At 53.9% G+C, this 22,641-nt stretch carries 21 protein-coding genes and 2 tRNA genes; 13 read left to right on the forward strand and 10 right to left on the reverse strand.

Going from position 1 to position 22,641, the window contains the following annotated elements:
• Positions 1 to 118: 118 nt before the first annotated feature.
• From ACZ5GQ_RS02180 to ACZ5GQ_RS02190, 3 genes are all read right to left on the reverse strand, one after another.
• Positions 119 to 1,090: an MBL fold metallo-hydrolase gene (locus ACZ5GQ_RS02180; RefSeq protein ID WP_498857016.1), complete on the reverse strand. Its 972-nt coding sequence runs from the start codon at positions 1,088 to 1,090 to the stop codon at positions 119 to 121.
• A 63-nt stretch (positions 1,091 to 1,153) separates the two neighbouring features.
• Positions 1,154 to 1,268: transfer RNA gene (locus ACZ5GQ_RS02185), tRNA-Tyr, on the reverse strand.
• Positions 1,269 to 1,422: 154 nt separating this feature from the next.
• On the reverse strand, positions 1,423 to 1,857 hold the full coding sequence (locus ACZ5GQ_RS02190; RefSeq protein ID WP_498857017.1) for a hypothetical protein: 435 nt from the start codon (positions 1,855 to 1,857) through the stop codon (positions 1,423 to 1,425).
• Positions 1,858 to 1,949: 92 nt separating this feature from the next.
• Between ACZ5GQ_RS02190 and ACZ5GQ_RS02195 the strand changes: the two genes are divergently transcribed.
• The 4 genes from ACZ5GQ_RS02195 to ACZ5GQ_RS02210 all read left to right on the forward strand — a co-directional run bounded on the left by ACZ5GQ_RS02195 (position 1,950) and on the right by ACZ5GQ_RS02210 (position 5,429).
• Positions 1,950 to 2,621, forward strand: coding sequence for a GntR family transcriptional regulator (locus ACZ5GQ_RS02195; protein WP_498857018.1), 672 nt, complete (start codon positions 1,950 to 1,952; stop codon positions 2,619 to 2,621).
• 251 nt (positions 2,622 to 2,872) lie between these two features.
• Positions 2,873 to 3,895: an NAD(P)/FAD-dependent oxidoreductase gene (locus tag ACZ5GQ_RS02200; RefSeq protein ID WP_498857019.1), complete on the forward strand. Its 1,023-nt coding sequence runs from the start codon at positions 2,873 to 2,875 to the stop codon at positions 3,893 to 3,895.
• 2 nt (positions 3,896 to 3,897) lie between these two features.
• Positions 3,898 to 4,941 carry a 4-demethylwyosine synthase TYW1 gene (twy1, locus tag ACZ5GQ_RS02205; RefSeq protein WP_498857020.1) on the forward strand — a complete coding sequence of 348 codons (1,044 nt, stop codon included), beginning with the start codon at positions 3,898 to 3,900 and terminating at the stop codon, positions 4,939 to 4,941.
• Positions 4,942 to 5,195: 254 nt separating this feature from the next.
• The gene (locus ACZ5GQ_RS02210) at positions 5,196 to 5,429 is read left to right on the forward strand and encodes a hypothetical protein (protein ID WP_498857021.1); all 234 of its coding nucleotides are present in this window, start codon (positions 5,196 to 5,198) and stop codon (positions 5,427 to 5,429) included.
• On the opposite strand, the gene ACZ5GQ_RS02215 is transcribed toward ACZ5GQ_RS02210, so the two are convergent.
• Both ACZ5GQ_RS02215 and ACZ5GQ_RS02220 read right to left on the reverse strand, forming a co-directional pair.
• A complete protein-coding gene (locus ACZ5GQ_RS02215; RefSeq protein ID WP_498857022.1) occupies positions 5,407 to 5,742 on the reverse strand; it encodes a hypothetical protein in 336 nt (111 codons plus the stop codon). The genes ACZ5GQ_RS02210 and ACZ5GQ_RS02215 overlap by 23 nt on opposite strands.
• Before the next feature lie 15 nt (positions 5,743 to 5,757).
• A complete protein-coding gene (locus ACZ5GQ_RS02220) occupies positions 5,758 to 6,018 on the reverse strand; it encodes a hypothetical protein (RefSeq protein ID WP_498857342.1) in 261 nt (86 codons plus the stop codon).
• An 88-nt stretch (positions 6,019 to 6,106) separates the two neighbouring features.
• Here ACZ5GQ_RS02220 and ACZ5GQ_RS02225 point away from each other — a divergent pair, with 88 nt between their 5' ends.
• On the forward strand, positions 6,107 to 6,877 hold the full coding sequence (locus tag ACZ5GQ_RS02225) for a hypothetical protein (RefSeq protein ID WP_498857023.1): 771 nt from the start codon (positions 6,107 to 6,109) through the stop codon (positions 6,875 to 6,877).
• A 526-nt stretch (positions 6,878 to 7,403) separates the two neighbouring features.
• Positions 7,404 to 9,161, forward strand: coding sequence for a hypothetical protein (locus tag ACZ5GQ_RS02230; protein ID WP_498857024.1), 1,758 nt, complete (start codon positions 7,404 to 7,406; stop codon positions 9,159 to 9,161).
• Between the two features lie 133 nt (positions 9,162 to 9,294).
• Here the strand turns inward: ACZ5GQ_RS02230 and ACZ5GQ_RS02235 are convergent.
• A tRNA-Arg gene (locus ACZ5GQ_RS02235) sits at positions 9,295 to 9,369 on the reverse strand.
• A gap of 144 nt (positions 9,370 to 9,513) precedes the next feature.
• On the opposite strand from ACZ5GQ_RS02235, the gene ACZ5GQ_RS02240 reads away from it, so the two are divergent.
• From ACZ5GQ_RS02240 to alaS, 4 genes are all read left to right on the forward strand, one after another.
• Positions 9,514 to 10,158: a 50S ribosomal protein L1 gene (locus tag ACZ5GQ_RS02240; RefSeq protein WP_498857025.1), complete on the forward strand. Its 645-nt coding sequence runs from the start codon at positions 9,514 to 9,516 to the stop codon at positions 10,156 to 10,158.
• Positions 10,159 to 10,165: 7 nt separating this feature from the next.
• Positions 10,166 to 11,200, forward strand: a complete 1,035-nt coding sequence (locus tag ACZ5GQ_RS02245; protein ID WP_498857026.1) for a 50S ribosomal protein L10 — start codon at positions 10,166 to 10,168, stop codon at positions 11,198 to 11,200.
• A 278-nt stretch (positions 11,201 to 11,478) separates the two neighbouring features.
• Positions 11,479 to 11,823: a 50S ribosomal protein P1 gene (rpl12p, locus tag ACZ5GQ_RS02250; protein WP_498857027.1), complete on the forward strand. Its 345-nt coding sequence runs from the start codon at positions 11,479 to 11,481 to the stop codon at positions 11,821 to 11,823.
• A gap of 103 nt (positions 11,824 to 11,926) precedes the next feature.
• A complete protein-coding gene (alaS, locus tag ACZ5GQ_RS02255; protein WP_498857343.1) occupies positions 11,927 to 14,668 on the forward strand; it encodes an alanine--tRNA ligase in 2,742 nt (913 codons plus the stop codon).
• A gap of 70 nt (positions 14,669 to 14,738) precedes the next feature.
• Here alaS and ACZ5GQ_RS02260 read toward each other — a convergent pair whose 3' ends face one another.
• The gene (locus ACZ5GQ_RS02260) at positions 14,739 to 16,688 is read right to left on the reverse strand and encodes an aldehyde ferredoxin oxidoreductase N-terminal domain-containing protein (protein ID WP_498857028.1); all 1,950 of its coding nucleotides are present in this window, start codon (positions 16,686 to 16,688) and stop codon (positions 14,739 to 14,741) included.
• A 183-nt stretch (positions 16,689 to 16,871) separates the two neighbouring features.
• On the opposite strand from ACZ5GQ_RS02260, the gene ACZ5GQ_RS02265 reads away from it, so the two are divergent.
• Together ACZ5GQ_RS02265 and ACZ5GQ_RS02270 are read left to right on the forward strand one after the other, a co-directional pair.
• Positions 16,872 to 17,381, forward strand: coding sequence for a 50S ribosomal protein L11 (locus ACZ5GQ_RS02265; RefSeq protein ID WP_498857029.1), 510 nt, complete (start codon positions 16,872 to 16,874; stop codon positions 17,379 to 17,381).
• Between the two features lie 94 nt (positions 17,382 to 17,475).
• Positions 17,476 to 18,057, forward strand: a complete 582-nt coding sequence (locus ACZ5GQ_RS02270) for a hypothetical protein (RefSeq protein ID WP_498857030.1) — start codon at positions 17,476 to 17,478, stop codon at positions 18,055 to 18,057.
• Between the two features lie 19 nt (positions 18,058 to 18,076).
• Here the strand turns inward: ACZ5GQ_RS02270 and ACZ5GQ_RS02275 are convergent, their stop codons facing one another.
• Complete coding sequence (locus ACZ5GQ_RS02275; RefSeq protein ID WP_498857031.1) at positions 18,077 to 18,961, reverse strand: prenyltransferase; 885 nt, start codon at positions 18,959 to 18,961, stop codon at positions 18,077 to 18,079.
• A gap of 146 nt (positions 18,962 to 19,107) precedes the next feature.
• Here ACZ5GQ_RS02275 and cysS point away from each other — a divergent pair, with 146 nt between their 5' ends.
• Positions 19,108 to 20,538, forward strand: coding sequence for a cysteine--tRNA ligase (gene cysS / locus ACZ5GQ_RS02280; protein ID WP_498857032.1), 1,431 nt, complete (start codon positions 19,108 to 19,110; stop codon positions 20,536 to 20,538).
• Positions 20,539 to 20,553: 15 nt separating this feature from the next.
• Here the strand turns inward: cysS and ACZ5GQ_RS02285 are convergent, their stop codons facing one another.
• Both ACZ5GQ_RS02285 and hsp20 read right to left on the reverse strand, forming a co-directional pair.
• Complete coding sequence (locus tag ACZ5GQ_RS02285; protein WP_498857344.1) at positions 20,554 to 21,921, reverse strand: digeranylgeranylglycerophospholipid reductase; 1,368 nt, start codon at positions 21,919 to 21,921, stop codon at positions 20,554 to 20,556.
• 126 nt (positions 21,922 to 22,047) lie between these two features.
• Positions 22,048 to 22,581, reverse strand: coding sequence for an Hsp20/alpha crystallin family protein (hsp20, locus tag ACZ5GQ_RS02290; protein WP_498857033.1), 534 nt, complete (start codon positions 22,579 to 22,581; stop codon positions 22,048 to 22,050).
• Positions 22,582 to 22,641 lie beyond the last annotated feature (60 nt).

The following is a 22,641-nucleotide window of genomic DNA, read 5'->3' on the forward strand; positions in this document are numbered from 1 at the left end:
GGATTGGACCTAGCTGGGCCTCAGAAGCGTGATTTAGATAGGCCCTCGCGCTTGTAAGCCTGGGATCTGGCGCCTTCACCTGGGCCACCTGCTGTTCCTGCGCGCTCATGTTAGACACCTAAGGCTGCGAGACGGCGTCTATGTTAAGTACGTTAGAGAGGTACTTGGCCATAAACTTTGAGTCAAAGCCGCGTGAGGCGTCAACTATAACCCTCTTTGGCCTTGACTCCTTTATGTAGTCTACGACCTCCCAGAAGGTCGCGTGATCGCTGAAGGACACTCTGTAGACCCTGTCGTTAACCTTAACGGCGGGTCCCCGCCTTTCGGTACCGGTGAGTATTACATGAACGGCTGGCACCCGTATCATAGATGAGGACTTAGACAAGTGAATGAATGCTATTGACCCTGGGAGAAGCTCATCTCTACTGTAAAGCCTCACGTCGCCTAACTCCACATTATAAAACTTTGATGCTATCTTAGCAAGCTTCAAAGTCGTGTCATCAGCCAGGAACGTGCCCGAAACACCTCTTATCCTTAGTTCCACCATTATTTCTTGAAGCTTCCCATTGTAACCATATATTATTATGGGGCTATTGGGCGACTCGGTCTCTATTATGTTTACCAGGGCCCCCAGGGCATCCCACTCAGTGCCCTTCCTGGACAGGTGAGGGCTGCCATAGGTGGCATCCACCACCAGGACGTCGAGGTCCTGCATGGGGGGCGTGCCGGGCATCTTAAAGTCGCCAGTATAACCGGCGGTGCCCTGGGGAGTCTCCACCATTACCTGGGCGCTCCCGGCTATGTGCCTTGACGGTATAAGCTTCAGCCTCTCGTTGTCAAACTCCACCTCCTTGTAGTAGTCAAGCTGCAACATCTTGCTCTGAGGTATTGAGTACCCTAGAACCTTAAGGAACTCATGGGTTACGGGGGTCGCTGCGATAAAGAGGCTCTCAGAAATGCTCTGGCTTAGGTACTTGGTATGGTCTTCGTGGGCGTGAGTGACGACCCTTATAGGCCTCCTGTGGTATGAGTCGGCCACAACGTTGTCCCCTAGCAGTATTGCTCCATTAGGCATCACGGCGGCCAACAAATTAAACCCCCTTACTGCCCGTCTGGCTAGCTCAAAAATAGCCGAATATAGAATGGCAGGCCCTGGTCCCGCCGCGGGGAATTGAACCCCGGACCACCCGGTGTCGGCCGGAGGGGCTAGGCCTCCAGCCGCCCCGTCCCACTACAGCCGGGCGCTCTGACCGCTGAGCTACGGCGGGCCTGCCTTGTATCCTGTTCGTGCCCTGTTGTTTTAAGCCTTACTGAGATCGCCATGTAGAGGGGCTTCCATAAGGCCTTTAATTTGCGCAGCCTCTCCAAATAGGTAAAAAGGTCGAGGGCCCGTGGTACGTTTCAGCCTCGGGCTTTATAACATCACCTGCGGTTTTCAGGGCAGAGAGACCTGGACAGAGCCCCTATAGTGTTAACTACATTCTGAAAGGCTTCGTAAATGTTATCACGGACCTTGTACTCTGCGGCCTCCTCAGCTAAAGTAGAGCTTATGCTGGCCAGGAGGAGCTCAGCCTCCCTTAGCTCTTGGCAGAGGCCGTCCCTGTCAGCTCCGTTGGACGCCACGTAGTCAGCAATGACGTTAAAGTAGTCGCACATAAGCTCCGTAACAACAGCTAGGGAGGCGCATAACAGCCTAGCATAAAGGGGCATCTCGCTGAACGACCTATAACCTCTCGACTTAAGACATTCGTCCTCCAGCATTTCAGTGTCAACGCATCTGGAGCGCAGCTCTGCGAGCCCAGACCTGACGGCTCTCCACAGGAGCTCGTAATACTCTTCATGTAAGGACGAGCTCACAGTTCGCTCCTTGATAGTATAAACATTCCTTTGCTTAAAAGAACAAGTTTATTTTCTCTCTTTTATAGCTTTATTTTGAGAAGGGAGCAGAGATGTGTGCAGAGGAGAATAACGAGAAGTCTGTTAAGTATTCTGACATGGTTTATGAGATGCTGAAGAACGACATCCTTGGCAGGAGGTTTGAGCCTAAGGACAAGTTAAGCGAGACGACGCTGGCCAAGCTCTATAACGTGAGCAGGACGCCCGTGAGGGAGGCGTTGCACAAACTTGAAAAGGAAGGGCTCGTCGTGAAGCTCAGCGACGGCTACCATGTCTCCTTCTTGACTAAGGAGCAGATACTAAAGATATTCGAGGTGAGGGCTGTCCTTGAGGCCTTGGCGGCCGAGAAGGCCGCCGAGAACAGGGACCCAGCCATGCTTAGTAAGCTGAGGGAGGCAGCTGAGAATTTCAAGAAGGCAGATAAGAACAACCCGCTGGCCCTGGCTCAGGCCAACAGCTACTTCCATGACATAATAGCTGACATGAGCGGCAACGAGTACCTGAGGGATATACTTAAGGACCTAAGGAACAAGCTAGCTATTGTCAGGGTGGACCTATTTGCGTCTAGCAGCAGGGTTGAGCAGGAAATAGAGGAGCACTGGAGGATTTACGAGGCTATAGAGAAGGGGGATCCAAAAGAAGCTCACGAGGCCGCGCTTAGGCACCAGATGAACTTAATTGAATTCATAAAGTCGAAGAAGATGATTGGGGGCATATTAGTTTGATCCTGGCCATTTAAGAGAAAAAGCTTGAGCTGGATGCCGGTTAAAACGCGATAGGCTGCAGAGCTGCCTGGAAACGGTGCATCAGCGAACAGCGACGCCGAGATCGCCGTTGCCTCGCCTTTATTCCTCCGCATTCAGACCCATCTTTGTAACGCTTTTACCGTACAGCTAAGCGCCCTTGTGGTAGAGAGCATGTATTTAGTCTACTTTTAAAAGGTCAGTTGGGAGTTAAGAGAAAAGGTGAAGCAATAATGTCGCTGAGACTCGGAGCCTTGCCCCAGTTTAAGGTTCCTCCCAAGGGAGAACATTATGACGTGCTCATAGTAGGCGCGGGGCCCGCAGGGCTTTCGGCGGCCGTCTACGCGTCAAGGTTCCTGCTCAAGACAGTGGTGGTCTCTGAGGATGTAGGAGGACAGCTTAACTTAACTAACGTGGTTGATGATTATCCCGCTACGCTCTCGATTAGCGCGACGGAGCTCATATCGCGCTTCAGGGAGCACGCCGAAAAGCTCTTTGGCGTTCCCATCTACACTAACATAACCGTTCAGAAGTTCTCCAGGGAAGGCGACGAGTATCACGTAACCGGGACAAGGGGGCTAGACGTCTATTCCAAGACTATAATACTTGCGGTCGGCTCCAGGAGAAGGAAGCTAAACGTGCCCGGCGAGAATGAGTTCGCTGGCAGGGGCGTGAGCTACTGCAGCATCTGCGACGCGCCACTCTACAAGGGCAGGGAGGCGGTAGCTGTGGTAGGGGGCGGCGACGCGGCCTTTGAGGGGGCCATACTGCTCTCAGGCTACGTGAAGAAGGTGTACCTGATACACAGGAGGAGCGAGTTCAGGGCAAAGCCCTTCTACGTTCAAGAAGCCATGTCAAGGCCTAACATAGAGTTCGTCCTCAACTCCGTCGTTACAGAGATCAAGGGCGACAAGGTAGTTAGGAGCGTCGTAGTAAAGAATAACGTGGACAACAGTATCAGGGAGCTAGCGGTCGACGGCATTTTCATTGAAATAGGCTTCGAGCCCCCAAAGGACTGGTATCAGTCCCTGGGCCTTGAAGTTGACGAGCTTGGCTATGTCAAGACTGACCTATGGATGAGGACGAACCTTCCCGGGGTCTTCGCTGCAGGCGACGCAATAAGCCTGTGGCGCGGCTTTAGGCAGATAGTTAACGCAGCTGCATCAGGGGCTATAGCCGCCTACAGCGCCTATACATACTTGACAGAGCACGGGCTTGTAAGGAGGCCCGCGCTGGCTACTAAGGAGGCAAAGTAAAGTTGGAGGAGAGGCAGGTAGAGGAGAAGGAAGTCTATAATATGCTAAACCAAAGGCTCATAAGGCAGGGCTATCATATAATTGGCAACCACAGCTCTGTGAAGAAGTGTTACTGGAACCACGCCGCCCTGGTTGAGGGCAGGTTCTGCTACAAGGGCAAGTTTTACGGCATAGAGAGCCACAGGTGCATACAGCTCAGCGTCACCAACCACTGGTGCTGGAACGCCTGCCTCCACTGCTGGAGGCTCAGGCCCCAGGACGTTGGAGTTGAGTGGAACGAGACGCGCATGCCGTTCGCTGATGACCCTAAGGAGATAGTTGAAAAGGCTATACAGGAGTACCGGAGAATCGTGAGCGGCTACAAGGGGAGGCCGGGCGTCCCGCCCCAGATGTACAAGGAGGCCACAATGCCAAAGCATGTAGCCATCAGCTTGACCGGTGAGGCGACGCTCTACCCCAGGCTGGGCGAGCTTATAAGGGAGTTCCACAGGAGGGGCATAACAACGTTCCTGGTCACCAGGGGCGTGAGGCCCGACGTCCTGGCAAATCTCGAGGAGGAGCCTAATCAAATTTATGTCAGTCTGGAGTCATGGGATAAGGAGTCGTACAACTATTTCAATAGGCCCTTGGTCCCAAGGGCTTGGGAGTTGACCCTAGAGACCCTGGAGATGCTTCCAAGCTTCTCATCTACGACAGTCTACAGGATAACCATAGTTAAGGGGTACAATGACAACGAGGCAGCGCTCAAAGGTTTCGCCAAGCTAGTTGAACTGGGCAGGCCGGACTACATAGAGGTGAAGGCTTACATGTACGTGGGAGCCAGCAGGGGGAGGCTGCGCCTTGACAACATGCCGAGGCACTGGGAGGTCAAGGAGGTGGCCAAGAAGCTCAGCGAGCTCACAGGGTACCCAATAGTTAGTGAAAGCATGCCGAGCAGGGTTGTGCTGCTCTCTAAGCTTGAGAAACCCATAAGGTACGGCAACGCCCCTGTAGACTGGAACTCGCCTGACATACCTGCGCCAGGGGAATACGAGGCCACTTCCTAACTCTGCCTGTTCTAGGACCACAAGAGGAAAGGAATTACAAAATAGGATTTAATGCCTAACCGTCAGAGGACTTTTAAGAAAGGAGCAGACTTAGGCCCTATGATGAGGCCTCGCATCGCTGCCGAGCTGATGTAGCGATGGAGAAGGGTGCAAGCCCTGAGGGTTCGCCCTTTGAGAAAAGCAATAGAGAGATAGCCAGAATCATGCTTAAGCTGCTCACAAACTATTGGTTGTACTTTACTAAAGGTGAGGAAGTGAACAGTGATGGCATGAGGCTCTTGGCGTCGGCCTTGAGGTACGCTAAGGGGGCAGCCCCTCAGGTCAGGCGTGCCCTCAGGGAGTCCATAAGGAGGCCAACGCTTCGCAACGTGTTAAGGGTGTGCGAATCCCTCGGCTTAGACATGAACTACATATGCGGGCTCCTGTCGGCGGCTGAGCTAGGGGAAATTTACAGCTACCGTGGAGTCACTGGGCCTTGCTGGCAATAGCATTGTCAACGGCCACTGAGAGCTCATTAGCGCATTGCAAGCACTTGTTATAAGCGCCTTCGGGAGGGCCTGCGTAGCCCGTCATATAGCATCCTATAGCTTCGCTGCGATTTCTAGCGATGAGTATAACAAGCTTGCAGTCCTCGGAGCGTTTGACGTAGCAGAGCTTCACGTCATTATAGTTAAGGGACTTCTCGCACTCCACCTTTACGTCAGGCCTAAGCGCCACGTCAATATCTACTATGAAAGTTTTCAGCCCCTTTGACTCAAACTTAATCACGTAATTGCCGTTCAATAAGTCCTTCTCAATCATGAGGGACCTGTCTCATCACTCGCTTATCACGGGCGTGGCGAGCACCAGCTCTGAGCCGCAGAAGGGACAGCGATACTTCAGCGACCTGGCGTCTGCCGCGCAGAAATACGCGTCGAGGGTCTTAGCGCACTTTGGGCACATGTAAACGGCTTCAAACTTCCTGCTTCCTGGCCTCTGGCCGCTCAGATCTAGCAGCCTTCCGCAAACCCTGCACCTAACTGTAGTCCAGCCTAGCGTCCCCATTGCATTAACTCCCCTTACCTTGCCTACAGTCATAGTCTCAGACTCCACCTCCGCGAGCGTGAGCCTACACAGACTTAAAACCTATCGTTTTAACAGGAAGGGCAGAGGAAGGGTGCAGGATTTGCTAGGAAAGCTGGCAATCTTAACGATAGCCTTATTTGCGGCAACTATAGTAGTGGGCTCCATAGGTATAGCGTTCTACTACTCCTATAGGTCAACGTTGCTTGCAGTAACCGCGCAGAGGCCCTTGGGCGCAGTCCTGTCCAAGGTGTCGTCGCTTGAGTATAAGATGTATGTCTCCCCTTCGGGTGATGTGTACTATGTTGCACTTAAGAACTACCCTAACAGGACGGCTTACGTTGAGCTCACTAACTCTTCAGGCTATGAGCTTGGTTACGTGGAATTTGGGTACAACAGCACAAACTTGACATGGATCTACATAAGCCTTGGAGGCGTTAAGCGCAACGTGAGCGGCTCTAATATGTCCTCTTACATCACGCCCCTGTTGACAAGCGCAACCATTTCATATAACCCCTTCACTGGAACCATATCACTCGAGGCGTTCCCTGGACTTGGGCCCCTCTATGGGCTCTCGTACTTCAGCTCGTACTATAACATAAACTGGAAAGATCTTCTCGATGGGCAGCCAGGAAGCACCGACGCCACAGTGGGATACCTGTTCACACCAATATCGTTTAACGGCAAGAGCTACAGGGGCGTCGAAATAACCATTACGCCGCAGACCTCGTTCCTGGGCACCAGCGGCGCATATAGCATCAGTGCAGGGGTAATTAACCTGGATGGCGTGCCAGTGGCGGCGCAGATCACCGTTGGGACAGGTGCCGCGAACTACATTTCCATGACCCTTTTAAACATAACCACCTATTCCTAGCGTGACGGCTTTCTTTGGTAAGGCTAAAGCCGTTGGAATTTCCAAGACGACCCTTGCAGCAGGGGTCTAACTTTGCAGCTTAACCTTCCCTTTTCTTGAACTTTAGCTAGGAAGCCTTGCAGGAACATGTGGCCGCGTGGTCCTTAGAGGGCCTGCGCAGCAACGGCGGCGGCCTCGGCGTGGTTGGCCTAGCGACCTTTCGTAAGGCAGGCCTGGCGCCAGGGGCCTATGAGCTCCAAGCCCTTGCGCGAGCCCATGAATCGCCCAGTCGCTGACGTGCCAAGCCAGCCCTGCCAAGGCTTCCTAACTGCGGCTCCGCCTCAGCAACGCCGCTTCCTGATGCTGGCATGCCCGTGGCGGGACCTCTTGCACATAGCCTGCAAAATAGGCAGGAGGCAATTGCTTACCCCAGCTTTAGCAGGCGGCGGCCCTTCTGCACACTGCCGGGGCTACTCTTAAGCCCCTTTCCGTGCAGTGCTATATATTTATATATTAGGTTAAAACTTCTTTTAAAGTAGTGGGGTCTATGGCCTCCTCGGCCTCGAGGAACATCCTTGCAGCCATTATCATCGCAGTCATCTTAGCTGCGGCGGCCCTGCCCTTTGCAGTTCCGTCCGTTAGGCAGGGGCTTCTTTCCCTCACGGGGCCCAGAAGGGGGGAGCTGACCCTTGTCGCCCTCGACTCCCCGGGGGACCTTATGCCCAACGCCTCGTTCTCCGTGTGGGCCTGGATGCCTACTCCAAACGGCACAGAGTTCATACCCGTCCTCAACGGCACTGGCGGCGTGGTCAGCGTTAACCTCTCGAGGCTGAGGGGCTGGGCGGAGGCGTGGCTTCACAGTTACGGCAACGCCGCGGCCTACTCGCTTGAGCCGTCAATAATTATATGGGCCTCGTACCCCATTAACTTGGGCAACGGCAGCGTCGAGGTGGTGACGCAGCTTACCCCTCAGCCCCTCAACTTGAGCGAGGTGCTAGATGGCTCTGGCTCAATCATCTACGTCAGGTTCTCTAGACCGTTTACGTCCATCATTGCCAAGTCTGTGGTAAACGGCAAGGGGTTAAGCGCTGTAGGTTCCAGACCCCAGCAGACCACGACTACAAGCACCTCAACGGCCCCAGTCACTACGTCCACCCAGCCTATAGTCTGTGCCCCTCACGCGGGGTACCCATGTTTCACGTACGTTTACGCGCCTAAGGTGATAGCCTGGTACCCCAGCAACGACAGCCTAGCCCCCATAAGCCTAGCTGTAGCCGCGGCGCAGCCCAACGGGAACCTGAGCGCCGTGAAAGGCGCCGAGTACATAGGTATTGCTGACGCTGACTACTCGGTGAGCGAGTTCAGCATCAACGTTGTCACAGTGGCTGGCAGCGCGTTCGAGGCCGCATTTGACAGTGCAAAGTTAGGCGACTGGTACGAGGCCGTTAAGGACCTTTCCCCCGAGATACCAGGCGCCTCATTGACTTTCGTCACAGACTACAAGGTTCAGGAAGGTGGCGGTACGGCGGCCACCACAAATCCAACCCAGGATGACGACGTTGGACAGATCTACATGGTTGGCCAGGGGGCCCTAGTCAACTGGACCGAGTACAGGGTTGAACTAGCGACGCCTTCTGGCCCGATCCTCAATGAGACGCCTGTGGGCTGGTACCTAAGCTACCAGGTCACTGAGGTCAAGGTAGTAAGCTCGGGCAGCGCCTACGTGCCAGCCCTGTACGGCTGGGTGGCCTACGACAGCTGCATCAACGTCAGCAGGTGGGCCTACGAGCAGCAGGTGCTCGAGCAGTCCCCGAGCACGTTCTTCGGGAGCAACATGAACAGGACGTGTCCGCTGCCCAACACGCCTGCCCCAGTAATATGGCAGGACTATGCAAGTAACCTGAGCCTAATGGCCAACATAGCGCCCTCAAGCTCCACGTACACCTTCACGTACGTGGAGCTCTCGGTGGGCAGCTCCCCCTCTACCCTGGGCATAGGCATAGACCTGGGCTCGGCGTTAGCCTCGGCAGCCATATTTGCCGTTGCGACTGCCCTAGGCCAGCCAGGGCTGGCCTTCGCCCTGACGCCCGTGGTGGCCGGGGTCATATCGTCTATCAGCTATGAGAGCAGCGGTGTCGCAGCATCAGCCAACATAATGACGCTCATCAACACGGGCAGCACTACTATAAACGTCTACTATAGTAACATGACGCCTGTCTACACTATAACTTCCAGCGGCGTTGAGCTGACCCTCCCAAGGGAGCTGATATACATAAATGCCACGGCTGAGGCGCCGTCGGCTTAATTCCAGCGCAGCTCAGCTTTTAAGAGCAGACAACCCTTTACAAACCGCGCTATGTTCAGCGCCGAGGGCAGCGAATCCATAGTATGAGCCTGCACGACATAACTCGTGCGTGTACCTGTCTGTGCGTTCTAAGCGGACCCGGGGGGATTTGAACCCCCGACCATCGGCTTAGAGGGCCGACGCTCCGTCCTGGCTGAGCTACGGGTCCCAAAAGGTTAAGGGCAGCTATTGCTTAAAAAACGTTGTCAGAGGCCTGCACGCCGGAGGCCGCTTAAGCCTAGGAAACCGCTTTTAACCCCACAGAGTTCCTTATACACCGCGTAAGGCTAAGCAATAAAAGAGGTGTCAAGAAGTGCCCTTGCAGCAGGAGGCCCTGGTAGAATACATAAACAGGGCGCTCTCGCTCTCCAAGAAGACCAAGTTCGAGCAGTCAGTAGAGCTCATAGTCACCCTCAAGGACTTTGATGTCAAGAGCCCAGAGGGCAGGCTGAGGGAGGTGGTGTTCTTACCCCACAAGCCGTCTAAGGAGCCAAACGTATGTGTGGTGGCTGCGGGTGACCTTCTGCTTGAGGCCAAGAAGCTCGGCGTGACTACAATTTCAAGGGAAGACCTGAACGCCATACGCGGCGACAAAAAGAGGGTCAAGGCAATAGGCCGCTCATGCGACTGGGTCCTTGTCCAGGCTGATCTCATGGGCCTTGTTGGCAGCGTCCTGGGCCCAGCCCTGGGACCAAGGGGCAAGGTGCCAACACCTATACCGCCAAGGGCTAACCTGGCAGAGCTTGTCAACAACTACAAGAGGGCAGCCTGGGTCAGGGTAAGGGGCCAGCCGCAGATAATGAGCAAGGTGGGAACCACTAGTATGAAGCCCGAGGAGCTGGCTGATAACATAAATGCTGTGTTCTCGGTGGTAGAGTCAAGGATAGGGACGGCTAAGATAGGAAGCGTTTATATAAAGACTACTATGGGTACACCCGTGGAAGTGCCGCTGAGGTGATTAAGGTATGGCGGCATTAATTCAGAAAAAGGGTAGGCCGGAGCCGCCGGAGTACAAGAAGCAGAGGGTGGCAGAGCTCGAGAAAATATTTACAGAGAACAAGTACGTCCTCTTTGCAGACCTAGAGGGGCTGCCAGCTAAGCAGCTTCAGATGATAAGGAAGGAGCTTCGTGGCAAGGCAATAATGACCGTGGCCAAGAAAAACCTCGTGTACCTGGCGCTTGAGCGCCGTGGCCTTAAGAAGGAAAAGATAGAGCCCTACCTTAAGCACGGGGTCCTTGTGATAGCAACCAACGAGAACCCATTCCTGCTGACCCTAACCATAGACAGGCTGAAGATGCCCGCGCCTGCTAAGCCAGGGCAGGTGGCGACCAAGGATATAGTGGTTCCCGAGGGCGACACGGGCATTAGGCCCGGCCCCATGGTAAGCGTGTTTGGAAAGCTTAAGATACCCTACGAGGTCAGGAAGGGAACCATATACATAAAGAGCGACACGGTAGTGGCCAAGAAGGGCGACGTCATATCTCCCGACCTCGCAAGCCTTCTACAACAGCTGGGCATACAGCCTATGGAGATAGGGCTTAACATAGTTGCCGCGTGGGATGGCGAGACTGTCATACCTGGAGACATGCTGCACATAGACCTTGAGGCCACGAAGAACGACATAGTAAGGTCAGAGCAGGAGATGACCTACCTCGCCAAGACCATAGGGTTCTTCGAGGTGCCTGAGGTGGTGCAGCTGCTGGCAGTAGAGACGGAGCTGGAAGCCCTCTCAGTAATAAGGGCCGGGGAGCTGGCGCTAGATGCAGATACCGCCAAGACTGCGATTGAGCAGGCTGTAGCTGAAGGGATGTCCGTTGTTGCTGCCCTTGGTGATAAGGCTAAGGAGCTGGGCCTTGAGGTAGCGCAGGCAGCTCCTGCAGCCGCCCCTGCCCAGGCGCCTGCCCAGCAGGGAGGGGAGCAGAAGAAGGAGGAGGAGAAGAAGAGCGAGGCCAGCGAGGCTGACATCAGCGCGGGCCTCGCAGGCCTCTTCGGCTCATGACTCCCTTTCAGAGGAGCCGTGTTTAGCTGCCCGCTTAGCCATGCCATGGCAGCCAGCCTTCCCTAATGTTTCCTTCAGCTCATAGAGTTAGAAGAAGCCGCATGTATCATCACTAGCCTGCCGCCCATTCAATGTAGCCAGACACCTTTTAGAATGTTTTGCGCTTCACCTATTGCCTTGAGTGGCGCTGGGGCTCAGCTCTTGACTAACGCATTAAGTCAGCAACATTCTTTATAACTCCCCTGCTATAACAGCTACTGGAAAGGGGTTGATGGAGTATGGCACAGGAAGGCAAGGCCTATGTGCACGCGGCCCTTGCACTCTACTACGCGGGGGCCCAGATAAACGAGGACAACCTCAAGAAGGTGGTTGAAGCCCTGGGCCTTCAGGTGGACGACGCTAAGGTCAAGATGCTGGTGGCCAGCCTTTCGCAGCTGAACCTTGAGGATGTTCTTAAGAACGCCACCGCGGCTAGCGTGGCTGCCCCAGCTGCGGCGCCTGCAGCCGCCCCTGCCCAGGCGCCTGCCCAGCAGGGAGGGGAGCAGAAGAAGGAGGAGGAGAAGAAGAGCGAGGCCAGCGAGGCTGACATCAGCGCGGGCCTCGCAGGCCTCTTCGGCATGTGAGCGCCTAGTTAATAGGAAGCTACATAGATATTGGAAGAAACCTATTTTACTAAGACCAACGTCCTACCTCAGTAAGGAAGAGTGGAAGGTGTAGGGCTTGCCAATTCAGGTAAACCCTGACGAGTACAGGCTCCCCTTCTTCAAGGAGCAGGGGTACCAGAGAAGGCAGTGCAAGGTTGGAGGGGACTTCTTCTGGACGCTTAACCCCAGCTTTGATACTTGCCAGGACGTGCCGGACACCGATTACTGGTTCGACAAGATACCCTCGGTGCCAGGGCTAACAGTGGCCGAGGCCAGGAGGAAGTTCATAGATTTCTTCGCAAGACACGGCCACACGCCAATTCAGCCTAGGCCCGTGGTGGCCAGGTGGCGTGAGGACCTCTACCTCACAATAGCCAGCATCGTGGACTTTCAGCCGCACGTGACCAGCGGCCTGGTGCCGCCCCCTGCGAACCCCCTTGTTATAAGCCAGCCCTGCATAAGGCTTGAAGATATAGATAACGTGGGCCTCACCATAGGGAGGCACCTAACTACGTTCGAGATGGCAGCGCACCACGCGTTCAACTACCCGGACAAGCAGGTCTACTGGAAGGACGAGACTGTGAGGTATGCCTACGAGTTCTTTACTAAGGAGTTAGGGATACCCGGAGACCTCATAGTGTTTAAGGAGTCCTGGTGGGAGGGAGGAGGCAACGCCGGGCCGTCCTTTGAGGTCACGGTAGGCGGCCTCGAGCTAGCTACCCTGGTGTTCATGCAGTACAAGATAGATGAAAACGGTAACTATGTTGAGCTCCCACTGAAAATTGTAGATACAGGTTACGGCGTCGAGCGCATGGCCTGGTTTACCCAGAAGACCCCAACGGCCTTCCATGCCATTTATGGCCAGCTCCTGGACAGGGTCCGGAGCGAGCTGGGCCTTCCAAGGCCTCCCGAGGAGTACCTCTGGGCAGCATTCAGGGCCGCGGCTAAGTTCAACCCTGACGTGGAGGGTAGCCTTGACGCCTTCTATCAGCAGGTCTCAAAGCTAGTGGGTACGCCCCTGGAAGACGTCAGACAGGTGCTGGAACGCGAGGCAAGGCTGTACAGCGTGCTGGATCACAGCAAGACCATAGCCATGATGCTGGGCGATGGCGTCGTTCCGAGCAACTCAGGCGAGGGCTACCTTGCCAGACTTGTGATAAGGAGGGCTCTGAGGCAGCTCAGGCTTCTTAATGAAAGCTACGATTTAGCCAAGATCGTTGACATGCAGATAGACCTCTGGGGCTCCGACTTCCCGCAGCTCAGGGAAAACAGAGATTACATAATTGAGGCAGTTAGCCTTGAGGAGGACAGGTATAAGGACCTGCTTAAGAGGGGCGAGAAGCTGGCCTTACGTGAGCTGTCGCAGGGAGCAGGCCTGGAGACCCTAATTAAGCTCTACGACAGCTATGGCATACCTCCAGAGGTCGTCGCCGAGGCCGCGGCTAAGAAGGGCATAACAGTGGTGGTCCCGCGCAACTTCTACTCGCTGGTGGCCGCCAGGCATAGGACCCCTGCCAAGGTGCGTTCTATAGAGGAGAAGAGCTCACTGCCTGAGGACGTGGTCTCGTGGGCCCGTCAGTTCAGCCCCACAGAGCTGCTGTTCCACAGGGATCCCTACGCAAGGAGCTTCACGGCTAAGATATTGGGCGTCAAGGGCGAGTACGTGGTGTTGGACTCAACCATATTCTATGCGACAGGCGGCGGCCAGCTTAATGACGTGGGAGTTATGGAGATCTGCGGGGACAGATATAACGTGGTCGATGTCCAGAAGGCGGGCAACGTGATAGTCCATAAGCTGGACAGGACTGTTAGCAACTACTCCTGTGGTGAGGCGAGGGGCGAGATAGACTGGGTCCGCAGGTTCAGGCTCATGAGGCATCACACGGCTACCCACGTAATCCTCGGGGCAGCGAGGAGGGTCCTAGGCAACCACGTCTGGCAGGCAGGGGCAGAGAAGACCCCCGAGAAGGCAAGGCTCGACATAACGCACCACAAGCCTCTTACCAGGGAGGAGGTCAGAAAGATAGAGGAGCTGGCGAACAGGGTCATTGATGAGAGAAGGCCCGTGTTGCAGACTTACATGGACCGCAACGAGGCCGAGTCCAAGTACGGCTTTGTGCTCTATGAGGGTGGGGTTCCCATGGAACGCAGGATAAGGGTTGTAGAGGTCCAGGGCTGGGACGTTGAGGCCTGCTTTGGGACGCATGTCACTAACACTGGCGACATAGGGGGCATTAAGATTATCAATGTGGAAAAGATACAGGATGGCGTAGTTAGGCTCGAGTTCGTAGCTGGCACAAGGGTTCCTGAGGAGATGGCAGCCCTTGAAGACAGGGTGTCACAGCTGTCCTCAGAGCTAGGGGCTCAGGGTGGCGAGGAGCTGAACAAGATAAAGGAACTTAAGGATGAGCTTAGGAAGCTGGAGGAGTCAGTAAAGGCCTACCGTAGCCTGTGGCTCAACACTGCCAAGGGACTTGTGGCCTCAAGTAAGGTTAACGGGCTTATCGTTGCGACTTTGGAGTACCCAGAGCCTGACGTGAAGTCAGCGCGCGAAGCGTTAAAGGAGCTGACTGACGAGTTTGCAAACTCCGTCATAGTTTTAGCTGTTAAGCAGGATAAGGGCTACAGATATGAGATGGGCCTAGGAAAGGAGGCTTCCAAATCGCTGAGCGCGGAGGCCATACTCGCGGCGATCTCGTCAGAGCTTAAAGTCACAGGCGGGGGCAGAGGCACGTATGGGAGCTTCTTCACCAGCGCGGCCCCAGAGAAGGTTGACGCCATAGTAAAGCGCTCCGTCTTCAGGATAACATCCCAGGGCGCCTAGAGGCTGAAGTTCTCTTTCGCTCCAGCTATCATCAAAGGAAACCCTAAATACCACACTTGTTGGCCTGAGTTCAAGAGACCTTGTTTAGCTCTTCCTGAAGCTTCTTGTAGAACCTGTTCCACCACTCTGTCATCTTTTCTGTGTGATACATGGCGTCCTCCCAACCGTGCACGCCCGTTTCAGCCGCGAGGGAGGCTATGGCGTCCATAACTTTCCTGGACTCCCACGGCTCCGGAGTGGCCTCCGACTTGGCCTGGTACTCAGCTATCTTCTTATAGGTCAGGAGCCCGTGCCTGTAGACGTCCAGCTCAACTCCAAGCATCTCCTTATAGAGGCCTGCGAGGGCCTCCTCGGCCCAGCCCCTGTGGAACCTGCAGAACCCGGCGTTTGCTATCAACAGCTCCATAACCGCGCGCCGCAGCGCTGCTGAGGCATAATCCTCTGGCTCCCTAAATGCCGGCGAGTAGTCAGTCCAATATTTACCTAGCACGAAGAGCGGCGCGAGGACCCCTGGGGACCAGTAGAAGTTTGGCGTGAAGTAGCCGCCCTTGCCGAAGGCCGCGTACACTAGAAGATCCTCAAACCTAACGCCGCTCTTGGCCACGCGGTCGCTGTAGAGGTTGTCAAGCTCCTTGGCCGCGGTCCTGAGGCCCTCGGAGCCCACTATCTTAAGGACCTTGGTAGCGCTGTCGACCAGGTTTATAAGGAGCTTCTTGGCCAGCTCGGCGTTTATCTTGCTAGCCTCCGGGCCCTGAAGTTTCGGGTCCATTACTGGCTTCCCGTCAAGCCCCACATCCTCTGGGCTCAGAAGCCCCTTGTCTATGAGGTCAAATATCCATCCCACGAAGTGGCCTACCTCTATCGCGTCAAGCCCCAGGTTATCAACCAGGTCTACTAACTCCGCGCTCCTCTTTATGTCAAAGATGCCACTTATGGGGCCAACCCCATGGGCTGGCTCGTAGTCTATCTTGACCTTGTTGAATATCTTCTTGCAAACAACCGGGCATGGCTCGCCGCAGTTCTTTGAGGCAGGCGTAAGTTTTCCTCCATCAAAGACTTCGTCCTGGAACGGGCGCCAGAAGTAATCCATGATTTTCCCGTGCAGCTCAAGCCTGAGGCCGCGGCTCAGGTATACGTGGTTGTAGTTAAGCATTGGGACGAGCTCCTTATAGTGCGGGTAGTTCTCACCGAATGTGCCGCCGGTCTTAGAGGCTGGGTCAAACCTGTATTTTGTTGTCTTGTCAAGGAGCGCCTGCGAGAACGGCTTCTTATAGACCTCCTGAGCAATCTTGTTGAGTATCTGCACGTTTGAGAGGTTCGGGTTAGGTCTCTTATAAGTCCCGCCAAACGTTATGGCCACGACGTTGTGCGCCTGCGCCATGACCGAGCCTCCGCCGCCCCTGGAGGCGGAGTCCGAGACCTCGGTGAGGTTGCCCTTGTCGTCTAGGACGTAGCTGAAGATACCCGCAAAGAGGGTCTTATAGGCCCCAGGGCCTACCACGGCCACCCTGGCGTGATTCTTAACTATGAGATCTCTGTCCATGTCGATGACGTATTTAGTTAGCGCTTTAGTGCCGCTAAGCCCTGAGTAGTTTGAGTATATCTTGTTGAGCTCATCAAAGCTTAAGTCAGAGAAGTTAACGGAGACCTCGCCGTTAGAGCTGCCTATAACCCTTATGAGCAGAGGCTTCTCGCTCCTGCCAGTAATCACGATTGCGTCAAGTCCTGTCCTAAAGAACGAGTAGCCGGCCCCTCCCATTTCACTTACGTGGAGGCCCCTGCTCTCAGGGCTCTTGAAGATGGCCACTATCCTGTGGCTGCCGACAACCGAGCCCCCAGCGAAGGGCCCTATTCCAAGTACAAGGGGATTAGCGGGATCTAGGGGGTCCACGTTATAGCTCTTCATGTCTAGGTGTATCTGCAGCCCAAGGTCAACTATTCCAAGGAGCTCTGGGTTGTTTACTAGTTCGATACTATAAGAACGTTTTGTGGCATCGATGTAAAGTACTTTAAACTCCATTTAAGTTAAGCACCTCCATTTATCTCCGTTAAGAGCAGTTTTGTAAGGAAAGTTAAATAGCTATAGGATAAACCTTAGATCAAATTAGGCTTTATTTAATGGCTTTATATTAAAACTTCATAGGACCATGAGCAGCTGAAACTTTTATAACCCAAGGCAAGATAGTTATGGGAGGTGCTACAGGTGCCGCAGGAGAAGATAATAAACATCCAGATAGAAGGGGGCAACGCTAAGCCTGGCCCACCCCTAGGTCCTACGCTGTCCTCACTGGGCCTAAACGTCAAGCAAGTAATAGACGAGATAAATAACAAAACTAAGGACTTTAAGGGCATGACCGTGCCCGTAAAGATAATAGTTGACATGACCACGAAGTCCTATCGTATAGAGGTAGGGATCCCCACAGTTACGGCGCTGCTGCTCAAGGAGGCTGGGGTTGATGCGCCCAGCGGCGATCCGGCCCACAAGAAGGTTGGCAACGTAAGTTTTGAGTCCATAGTAAAGGTCTCACTGATGATAAAGCCCAAGATAACAGCTAAGACCTTAAAGTCCGCTGTCAAGAGCGTGCTTGGCACTGCCAAGAGCATAGGGCTGACGGTGGACAACAAGGACCCAAAGGAAGTCATAAAGGATGTGGACGCCGGCGCTTATGACGAAATAATAAATAAGTACGAGTCCGAGTGGGCCTCCCGTTAAGGTATGACTTGTTTTAGAGCTTAAGATTTCTGCGGCAGGCATCACCCGTTGCAGTGAACTCTTACTGAAGAGCCATAGGCGTGGGGCGCCCAACGTGACATCGCCCAGAACCCTGACCTTGGCCTTTGCAGGAACCGATGTTCTGGCAACTTCCGTGGTCACATACGTTATTTACCTGGAGGTGAGGGCTTTCTGGTACATAATGGCTGCCATCTATGTTGCGCTCTGGCTCTCGGCCGCACTCTTCATGGCGTGGCTCCTTCGTAATGAGCATAGGATCTCCCTAACTGAAAGATCCGTTTTACAGGCGACGGCTTGTAAAGAGTTCAATTATATGTTCCTAAGGGACGTGCTGACATGCAATCTTGGCAGACCAGGCGTTCCCAACGCGGTTGTCTGCGTATCGTTCCAGGACGGGAGGCTCTACCTCTACAGGTACTTTGACGCAGCTCCCTCTGAGGACCCTAGGGACTTTACTTGTGTGAGGTTTGAGGCAGGGGTTTTTGACTCCAGAGGTTCGCTCAGCGTATTTAAGGGCAGGGGCAAGTTCCTGCTGCCTTCAGGCAAGGTGGGCGGAGGAAACGTGGAGGTATACTACACTAGCTATAACGGTCTGGATGAGATCAGGGAGAGCGTTGGCGTCATTCTCAAGATATTAGAAGGCCGTGGGCAATAGTTTGGGCCTTACGTAAAGCCTATAGGACCATGTGAAGAGACAGCCCTATTATTTCAAGTAACCCGAAGGCTATGGCTAGGTTTGCGGTCATTACGTCGATCTGCAGCCAGGACCCCGTGGTCTCAATCTTCCTAGCTATTAGGAAGAGCAGAGGTAACGATAAGAGCGATAGGAGGGCCTCAGGCGGCAGCGCGCCCAGAGCTACAAGGGCGGCCTGAGCAGCGTAGGCAACGGCTATGAATGCATAGTATATAGTCTCAGAAAGCTTTAAGCCTAGTGCTGTCGCTAGCGTCTTTGCCCTCTTGCTATCCCTGTCCAGGTCTCTTATATTATTAGCCATAAGTACGTCGTCTATTATAAGGGCCATCGGCACGCCGACGGCGAGCCCCTTCAGGGACAGCGAGCCGCTCGCCAGGTAGTACCCAGTGATGGCCAGGAGCAACATGGAGGCCACCACTGCTACGTCGCCAAGGGCCCTGTACTTCAGCTCCAGGGGCGGCGCACTGTAAAAATATCCTAAGAAAATGCCTAGAAGCCCTAGGAGTATCGCCAGCGGCCTTCCTAGGGCGGCCACCGCAATTCCAAGCGCCAGCGAGGATAGGAAAAATGCGAGGGATATGGCCTGAGCCCTTCTGGGCCCCACCTCCTTATCAAAGACAAAGTCGTATCTAACCGTGGCCAGCTCTGGGCTGTCTATGCCTTTATAGAAGTCGTAAACGTCATTAAGTATGTTGGTTGCTGAGTGCATGAGGAGCTCTCCTGTGATAGCAAGCAGGAGTATTAATGTTGTTATCAGGGAAAACCTTACCTCGTTGGATGAGAGAAACCCTATCATTAACACCACTATGAGCATAGGCAAGCTCCATGGTCTAGCGCCCATAAACATCTTTCTCGCGCTGACCAAGTTAACACCACTTTATAGTGGTTTAAAAGCGACTTAAAAAGATTGTAATGAGGCTACCGCTGCGTCAATTATGCCAGTAAAGGCCAGTCCTCAGCAGAGGCAAATTTAAGGACCTTCGCCACGCAGCTTAAGCTTAGGCGAGCAGGATGACGCTGACGGTGACTAACACTCTAGGGAGAAGGGAAGAGGTCTTCAGGCCATGGTCCCCCCCGCTCGTGACCATGTACGTCTGCGGCCCAACGGTCTACGACTATGTTCATATAGGCCATGCTAAGACGTTTGTGGCATTTGACGGGATAAAGAGGTACCTCTCCCTGCTCGGCTACTCCGTGTATCACGTTCAGAACATAACAGACATAGATGACAAGATAATAAAGAGGGCCTCGGAGCAGGGAGTCAGCTGGAAAGAGGTTGCTGACACCTATGCACAGGATTACCTGGAGAGCCTGTCAAAGCTTAACATAAGGGTCGACCTGCATCCTAGGGTAACGTCGCACATAAGTGAGATCATAGATTTCATAGAGAAGCTTATCGAGAAGGGCTACGCTTATGTGGCCCCGAGCGGCAGCGTCTACTTTGACGTCGATGCGTATCCCGACTATGGAAGGCTCAGCAACAACTTCAACAAGGCTCTCTGGGACCAGGGGGAGGGACTTGTGTCGGAGAAGCGCCATCCCTACGATTTCGCTCTCTGGAAGGCTGCTAAGCCTGGGGAGCCGTGGTGGGAGAGCCCCTGGGGCCGCGGGAGACCAGGGTGGCACATAGAGTGCAGCGTGATGAGCAGCAGATACCTTGGGAGCAGGATCGACATCCATGGAGGCGGCTCGGACCTCATATTTCCGCATCATGAGAACGAGAGGGCCCAGAGCGAGAGCCTCTTCGGCGGCCCGTGGGTCAAGTACTGGCTTCACACCGGCATGCTAACTATAAGGGGGGAGAAGATGAGCAAGAGCCTCGGGAACATCATAAGCTTAAGGGATGCTATAAACGAGTGGGGTCCTAATGTAATAAGGATGTGGGTCCTGACGTCCCATTATAGGGGAAGCCTCGAGTACTCTGAGCAGAGCCTGGGGCAGGCCAAGAGGCTGGTGGAGAGGCTGCGTGACATTGCAAGTGACCTGGTCAAGAGACTCTCCAAGGAGGAGTATGTAGACCATATGAAGGCTGCAGACGTTGATGAATTTTTCAAGTTAAGGTCCCTGTACCTGAGCTGGCATGCGGCGATGCAGAGGGACTTTAACATGGGGGAGGCCGCAGGCAGCGTGTGGGCCTTAACCTCGGAGTATTACAAGTACATAGCTTCGTCTGAGTCAAGGGCCCTCATGGCCTTCGCATACAAGGTACTTGTGGACTTTAATAGGGTCTACGCAGTCTTAGATGACATTTTCGAGAGAGCACCCATGACCCCCGCGGCCTCCGTCGAGGATCAGCTTATAGACCTCCTAGTCGAGGTTAGGTCGCAGCTTCGTAAGAATAAGATGTATGACCTGGCAGACTACATAAGGTCCAGGCTAGCCTCATATGGAATAACCTTAGTCGATAAAGGCGAGGAGACCACGTGGAAGAGGACAGGCTGACTAATGGTGAAAAGCCTAAGCCACGCCAATCCTTGACTTATACTCGGAGTATAGCGCGTTGATAGCGGTAACCCAGGTGTCAAGCCCTTCTGGCGACGTTGGGTAAGCGTCGTAGAGCTGCTGGACCCTCTTCATATAGGTAGCCACGGTGGCCAGCTTGGGCAGCAGAGAGGGCCTGCCTAGCATGCGGAGCGCTATGGAGACCTTATCAAGTAGCCCTAGGTTAGCCTTAAGCTCGCCTGAGACGCTCGTCTCATAAACTTGGTCTGCGTTCATTATACCATGCTTAAGGCCGTACTCTATATCGTCGTTACTGAGCCTTTGTAAGAATATCCTGAAGATATCGAGAGATGCCTGCCTTTTCCCAATGGACTTTATATAATTTATGTTGAGGTCCCAGAGAGTCTTGGCTGAGAAGTCGTTCTCCGTGAACGCCTTGATTATTGACTTAGAGGCGTAGTAGGCGGCGACCATCGCGTAGCCCATTCCACCTCCGTGCACTGGGTTCACGGTATACCCATTATCCCCTATTCCAATGAAGTTATCCCACACTAGGGTGTTGGCGGGGCGCCTCGTCGGAACCTTAGAGCCAGCCGCGCTGATAATCCTTCTATAGTTCTTTACTTCATCAAGCTTTTCGAGCCTCTGTTTGAATATAACGTTAGGTGTTGGGTAGCCCATGCCGCCTTGAACTCCAAGGCCTATGTTAGCGGACTCCTTGCCCTCAGGGAAGTACCACCAGTACCCTCCAGGTGATATCTCCTGGTTAACATATATCTTCAGGTAGTTGGGCTCCTCTACGGTGTAGTTCAGCTCCCTGATCTCACGGTAGGCTATGTTGGCGTCTTTAGGGTCTAGGGGTTCGTTAACAGGCCAGGAGGTGGGCAGCTGCCTCCTCAGCAAGCCGCTGTTGCCGGTGGCATCTATTATTATCTTTCCCTTAAACAGAAGGTCCTCGCCATTCTCACCCTTGGCATAAACGCCAACGAGCTTTCCTCCTTCCAGCTTAGGTGACGTGACGCGCGTTCTCATGTAAACGTCAACGTCACCCTTAGCGCTCTCGTTGATGAGCGTAAGTCCGTACTTATTCCTATCTATTATGAATCCTTCGCCGTTAACCCTTAGCTTGACGCCTCCGTAGGGGCTTATTATATCAATGCCGTCTATCTTCTGTTTGAGCGACTCACCAGTAGGGTATGGGAGGCCCGTCTCATCAAAGTGATGCTTACCTATGGCATCACCACACGGCTTGCCCCACGCGCCCTCGGGGCCATTCATTTCAATGCCTGCTATGCTAAGCCCTGACTTCCTTAGAAAGTACGCGAGTGAGGAGCCTGCGGGGCCAAGGCCCACAATTACCACGTCATATGTTAATTCCTTCACCAAGACTAACCTCCTTAGCTACTGGCCTATGTGGGGTTTAAAAATAGCAATACATGGGCTAGAGGGTTCCATTAATATCAGGTCAGATGGGCTTAGACAGCAGCCGGGAAAGCTGCCGATTACGTGTCACTCTACCTTTATGTCAACACCTTTATTTGAGCCTTGGAGCTTCTTGAACTTAATTTCGAGCACTCCATTCTTAAATGTTGCCTTAGCCGAGTTCGGGTCCACGGGAGCTGGCAGCTCCACTTCCTTCGAGTACTTTCTCTTGTCGCCTTCAGCCCTTATAGTGACCGTCCTCTCGGTGGCCGACACCTTTATTTGGTCTTTGTCGACGCCAGGCAGGTCAGCTACGACCCATACCTCATCGTCACGTTCCATTACGTCTACCATCGGCTCCGTTTCATCACTTATTATCACCTTTCCCTTGCCCTCCTTCTTTATGTTTCCAAACTGCTCTATGTGGGGCACACCGTCTGGGCCGACGTATATCCTTACGCCGTAATAGTAGGGTCCCTCTTTGGTGGGAGCGCTCTTAAGCAAGTCCTCGAAGTCCCTCTCCATATCTTCAAACTCCTCCTCAAACCTCCTCATGAGGTCGTCTATCTCGTCAAATATATCGTCGAACGACCTTTTCCTCTTCTTGTGGTCGTCGCTCAACCTCCAACCCCCAACTCTTAAGGTTCTCTCGGAGATTTTATATAGTGATAGCTAATTGGG

The organism is Caldococcus noboribetus, assembly GCF_055389385.1.